At 35.4% G+C, this 5,471-nt stretch carries 5 protein-coding genes and 1 pseudogene; 4 read left to right on the forward strand and 2 right to left on the reverse strand.

What is annotated here, in order from left to right; all coding sequences use genetic code 11:
• The first annotated feature begins 729 nt into the window (after positions 1–729).
• Positions 730–1,479: a 5'/3'-nucleotidase SurE gene (gene surE, locus WGMM_RS05200; protein ID WP_038251042.1), complete on the forward strand. Its 750-nt coding sequence runs from the start codon at positions 730–732 to the stop codon at positions 1,477–1,479.
• A gap of 24 nt (positions 1,480–1,503) precedes the next feature.
• Here surE and hisS read toward each other — a convergent pair whose 3' ends face one another.
• Entirely contained in the window at positions 1,504–2,727 is a 1,224-nt protein-coding gene (gene hisS / locus WGMM_RS05205) for a histidine--tRNA ligase (RefSeq protein WP_038251035.1), read from the reverse strand.
• A complete protein-coding gene (locus tag WGMM_RS05210) occupies positions 2,724–3,296 on the reverse strand; it encodes a NifU family protein (protein WP_038251038.1) in 573 nt (190 codons plus the stop codon). The genes hisS and WGMM_RS05210 overlap by 4 nt, the downstream gene beginning before the upstream one ends.
• Before the next feature lie 196 nt (positions 3,297–3,492).
• Between WGMM_RS05210 and WGMM_RS05215 the strand changes: the two genes are divergently transcribed.
• The 3 genes and pseudogenes from WGMM_RS05215 to WGMM_RS07045 all read left to right on the forward strand — a co-directional run.
• Entirely contained in the window at positions 3,493–3,717 is a 225-nt protein-coding gene (locus WGMM_RS05215; RefSeq protein WP_240991970.1) for a DnaJ domain-containing protein, read from the forward strand.
• 104 nt (positions 3,718–3,821) lie between these two features.
• The gene (locus WGMM_RS05220) at positions 3,822–5,051 is read left to right on the forward strand and encodes a cytochrome b (protein WP_038251041.1); all 1,230 of its coding nucleotides are present in this window, start codon (positions 3,822–3,824) and stop codon (positions 5,049–5,051) included.
• Positions 5,051–5,471, forward strand: a pseudogene (locus tag WGMM_RS07045) (hypothetical protein); the annotation flags it as partial. The gene WGMM_RS05220 and the pseudogene WGMM_RS07045, both read left to right, overlap by 1 nt.

Here is a 5,471-nt window from a genome sequence, read left to right on the forward strand (position 1 = left end):
GCTGGATCCCAGTGCTTGGCACTCGAATGACAGCAATCCTACGTCATACCGCGATTCATTCGTGGTATCTCGGCCGCTAACAAGTAGCGGGATGACGGTTATCGTTTAGCTACAAACATTAAGAAATTTACCAAACGAAAAAAAAGGCAAAAGAAGCCACGTGGTTGGCTAATTACTTACATTATACTTTCAAGTATGGCGTTTTTTTATTCTAAACGCTTAATAACCGCGACTCAGCTGCTTTTAAATGCAACTAACCTTAGCTATAAATATTTAAGAAATTTACTAAACAGAAAAAAAGGCAAAAGAAACCCTAGGGTAGCTAGTTATTCACTATCCATTTTTTAAGTTGGCGTTTTTTTATGTTTTAAACGCTTTATAAGCGCGTTTCAGCTTATGTAGGTAGAAGTTTGATAAAGACATAAGGTGCACATAGTGCAAAAAATTAAACATGACACGCCAGATACGTGAGTTTTTTGTCATTTAATCTGTACAGAGAAAATAAATAAACAGCTTCAGTGTTTATGATAAGGGGGCTGGCGGAGTTTGTCAAGCAAGTTTTTTCGTTTCTATTGTAATGACAGTTATGGCCTGTGCAAGAAATCTATTGATTTACAGCAGGTTCTTTGTTACAGTTCGCGGTTATGCAAAGAAACCTAAAGCCTCATGAGTTTATTTACAGCCAGTGATTTACATAATTTGGAACTGTATAGCTGAGTATTGTATACGATAATATTGATAACAAATGATGATGGCTTTGAAAGTGAAGGAATAAAATTACTCAAAGCGATTGCACGGAATTTTGCGTCAGAAATATGGATAGTGGCACCAGATACTGATAAAAGCGGGGCTGCAAGATCTCTTGATTATCCAGTGAAACAATCTATTGGAATAAACCAACATAGTGAAAGGGAATTTAGTGTGTCTGGTACTCCTGCAGATTGTGTCATTATTGCGCTAAATAAAGTTATGAATAAAAAACCAGACTTAATATTGTCCGGAGTAAATATTGGATCAAATGTCGGGGACGATATTTGTTATTCAGGAACAATTGGTGCTGTAATGGAAGGTGCCGCAAGGTCTATACCTTCTATTGCGCTAAGCCAAGTTTATCATAATAAAATAGACTGGCACAATACAAAGGTTTTTGCACCAAAGGTTATTGCCAAGCTAGTTAAGGTTGGTTGGCCTAAAAACATAGTGATGAGTGTAAATTTTCCTGCTACGGAAAAAGTAAAAGGAGTAGAATTTGCTGAACAAGGTGAATATAACATTGATGGGGATTTAACTTTTACTGAAAATTCGAATGGCTCTTTTAGCTTAAATTGGTCTCGAGAGCACTCAGGCAGTGGTAGTGTAAATAAAATAAAAGAAGGATTTATTACTATTACACCGGTAAAATTAGATTTTACAGATTATGATACATTGAATGCTATGAAAAATTCTTACGCAGACGAATTTTCTTCTATAGCTGACTGAAAAAAACATTTGCATTGCTCCTAACTAGATATTTTCCATTATGTTATCGTGAGCGATTATTTTTTCTTCACCTGTATCCATATTTTTTACTTTAACAGTATTGTTGTTTAACTCATCATTCCCAAAGATCAATGCAATTTTAGCATTTGCTTGACTTGCTTTCTTCATGCGATTTTTAACTGTCCCACTGTGTTCGTAACTTACATATAAACTATTTCTGCGCAATTCATTCGCAAGTGTTAGAGCATATTCTTCAGCCTCTCTGCCGATCGGAATTAGGTAAATAGGTCGCTCTTCTTTCGGAGAATAATTGATTAACTCCATTATGCGCTCAATCCCCCCTGCAAATCCTATTGCTGGAGTGTGTTTTCCACCTACTGAAGATACTAAATTATCGTATCTTCCACCGGCAAAAACTGCCCCTTGTGCACCTAAATCCTCTGTAACAAACTCAAACACTGTGTGGCAATAATAATCCAAGCCTCGAACTAGTTTATTGTTTACGGTATAAGGTATATCAAGAATTGTTAATCCATTTAGTATTTGTTCAAAGAAATCTGAGGACTCTTTCGTATAATAATTGCTGATTTTAGGCGCATCAGAAATTATTGATTTATCTTTCTCATCCTTGGAATCCAGTATTCTGAGTGGATTTTTGATCAACCTATTTTTGCTATCTTCTGATAGATCATTTTGATACTTTGTAAAGTACAAGATCAAAGCTTCTCTATATTTAGTTATTGTTTCACCATCACCTAAAGAGTTGATTTCCAGCTTTACATTTTTATTGATGCCAAATTCAGTTAGTAAGTGCTGAGCGAGTGATATCAATTCAATATCAGCTTTTGGATCTTCTATGCCAAAAACCTCAAAATTTATCTGATGAAATTGCCTTTGTCTTCCCTTTTGCGGTCTTTCGTAACGAAATGCAGGCCCTGTTGAGAATAATTTTATCAGTGTTTGCAGTTTTTTTTCAATGAGTAGTCTGACAATCGCTGCAGTGAACTCAGGACGTAAAGTTATGCTCTTTCCCCCTTTATCATTGAAGCTATACATCTCTTTAGTGATGATATCTGAGCTATCACCTAAGGTTTTTGTAAAAACCTCCGTGTATTCAAATATTGGAGTTTGGGCGGGCAAAAAGCCGTATAGACTTGAGATTCTATTTGCTGTTTGCTGAATGTATTTAAACTTGTACCATTCATCAAACAGGAGATCTTTTGTTCCTCTAACCGTTTGATTAGTCATAGTGTGGTCTCTATACCTGCAATCTCTGGTATGTGGTAGCTCAGCATATTCTGCACTCCTTGCTTGAGGGTAATTGCAGCACTTGGGCATCCAGAGCAGGCTCCTTGTAACTCAACATAAACTATCCCGTCTTTATAGCCACGAAATTTGATATCGCCACCATCTTGAGCAACTGCAGGTTTGATATAACTTTCCATTAATTCTTTTATTCTATTTACAATTTCTATATCATTTTTATCAAAAAATTCTTCATCCGGTATATTATTATCATTTACTCCTTCTTTATCTAGTGCTTTTCCACCTGAAGTAAAGTGATCCATGATTGTAGTTAAAATTTCTACTTTTAATGTATCCCAATTAATTCCACCCAATTTTGTTACTGAAATAAAATCATGACCAAAAAACACTCTCACTACATATTCTATTTGAAAAAGATTTGCTGCTAACTTGGAGTTTTTTATTTCATCTGCATTTGAAAAATCACCCGTTTCTCCTTCGTTTAAAATTTCAAATCCAGGAAGGAATTTTAGCGTATTTGGGTTTGGTGTTTCTTCAATCTGGATGAACATGTTATTTACCATGACGATTATAATTGTTACTATTTAATCATAAAATGATAAAAAAATATACATGTCATTCATCTTTTTCCTTTTCTTGATATTCATAGTAGTTACATTTGTCTTGCCTAGCGTTGTTGTATTTTTTCTTTTCCTGACAAAAAAAAATAACATAAGTTTCATGATGAACTCTATATTGAGTAAATTTTTGAACGAATTTAATAGCAGTAGAAGTTGTACTGAAAATTACACTGGTGATAACATGCCCAAAGATGAAGCATTAAAGATACTAGGGCTGAATCCCGAGGCAAGTCAAAATGAAATCAATAAAGCATATCAAAATTTAATGAAGTTAGTTCACCCAGATAAGGGAGGTTCGGAATATTTTGCACAAAAGTTAAACGCAGCACGTGACAGGTTGCTGAAGAGGTAATTAATATTGCTTTAAAGTTTTTATTTGTGCGTAAAGGATAAGTTGCTACAATAAAAAAATAAGATAAAAGTAGCAATGGACATGTGTTCAGAAAGGTTTAAGTTATGCAGGAAGATAACAAAAAAGAAACAATAAAAGAAGAAAAAGGCATATTAGGATGGATAGAATATAGATTGCCTATATTTTCTTTTCTAAGACACACTGCTTTTTACCAAGTGCCAAAAAACTTAAATTATGCTTGGAACTTTGGCTCTTTGGCTGGTATAGCGCTGATTTTACAAATAATAACAGGTATATTTCTTGCTATGCACTACACTCCGCATGTTGATTATGCGTTTAATAGTGTAGAGCGCATAATGCGAGATGTGAATTACGGGTGGTTAATACGCTACACTCACGCTGTTGGAGCATCGCTCTTCTTTATGGTAGTCTATGTTCATATAATGCGTGGATTATATTACGGATCTTATAAAAGACCGAGAGAGATGGTGTGGTTTATTGGAATATTTATATTTTTTGCAATGATGGCAACTGCCTTTATGGGATATGTATTGCCTTGGGGACAAATGAGTTTCTGGGGTGCAACAGTTATAACCAACTTATTTTCTGCTATACCTTTAATTGGCAATAAAATAGTTATATGGTTATGGGGTGGTTTTTCAGTGGATAACCCAACACTTGACCGTTTTTTCGCTCTGCATTATCTTCTGCCTTTTGTTATTATTGTTTTAGCTATGCTTCATGTGACAGCTCTGCATAGGTTTGGCTCTGGTAACCCAAATGGAATGGAGGTAAAATCAGATAAGGATACCATCCCTCTCTACCCTTATTATATAGTCAAGGATTGCATAACTTTTGGTCTGTTTTTCGAAGTTTTGTTCGCATTTGATTTCTATGCTCCCAATTATCTTGGGCATCCAGACAATTATATAGAAGCTGATTCTATGGTCACTCCGGTACATATACTGCCAGAGTGGTATTTTTTACCTTTTTATGCAATGCTACGTTCAATTCCAGATAAACTTACTGGTGTGCTTACCATGTTTGCGTCTATTTTAGTGTGGTTTGTGTTACCTTGGCTTGATAAATCAAAAGTTAAAAGTGGTGCTTATCGCACGGTGTTTAAGAAATTTTTTTGGGTTTTTGCAATAAATTTTGTACTTCTTGCCTGGCTTGGAGGACAAGAGGTAAAAGAGCCTTACATCACTATGAGTAGGCTATCTACTCTTTATTACTTTGCATATTTTGTGATAGTCTTACCACTGCTTAGTAAGTATGAAAAGCCAAAAGAACCACCAAAAACCTTAAGTGATTCTGTGCCGGAGATGAGGTGATGTCAATTCAAAGCAGATCTCTTACAAAATTCTCTGTCATCCCAGAGCTCTCTTCTGTCATCCCAGTGCTTGACACTGGGATCCAGAAAAAAAATAAATGGATTCCAGCATCATGTACACAATTGTATGAACGTTGTATACAACACACAGTGTCATTCCACTATCTTCCGTTGTCATCCCAGTGCTTGACACTGGGATCCAGGTATAAAAATACTTACAAATCATGCAATGGACAACAGATTCTAGGAGTGCATGATAACCATAATGTCAGTGATGAAATAAGCTGGATTCCAGTGTCAGCTACTTGCATGACATCAATTCGAAATTTACTAAAACAGTGGTTATGCATGGGATCTAATGTATTTGCAATCTTCTGCATGTTATTTCTATCTAGTCTGATATCTGCAGAAGAATTTAAAT

Source organism: Wolbachia endosymbiont of Glossina morsitans morsitans, assembly GCF_000689175.1.
Classification (GTDB): Bacteria; Pseudomonadota; Alphaproteobacteria; order Rickettsiales; family Anaplasmataceae; genus Wolbachia; species Wolbachia pipientis.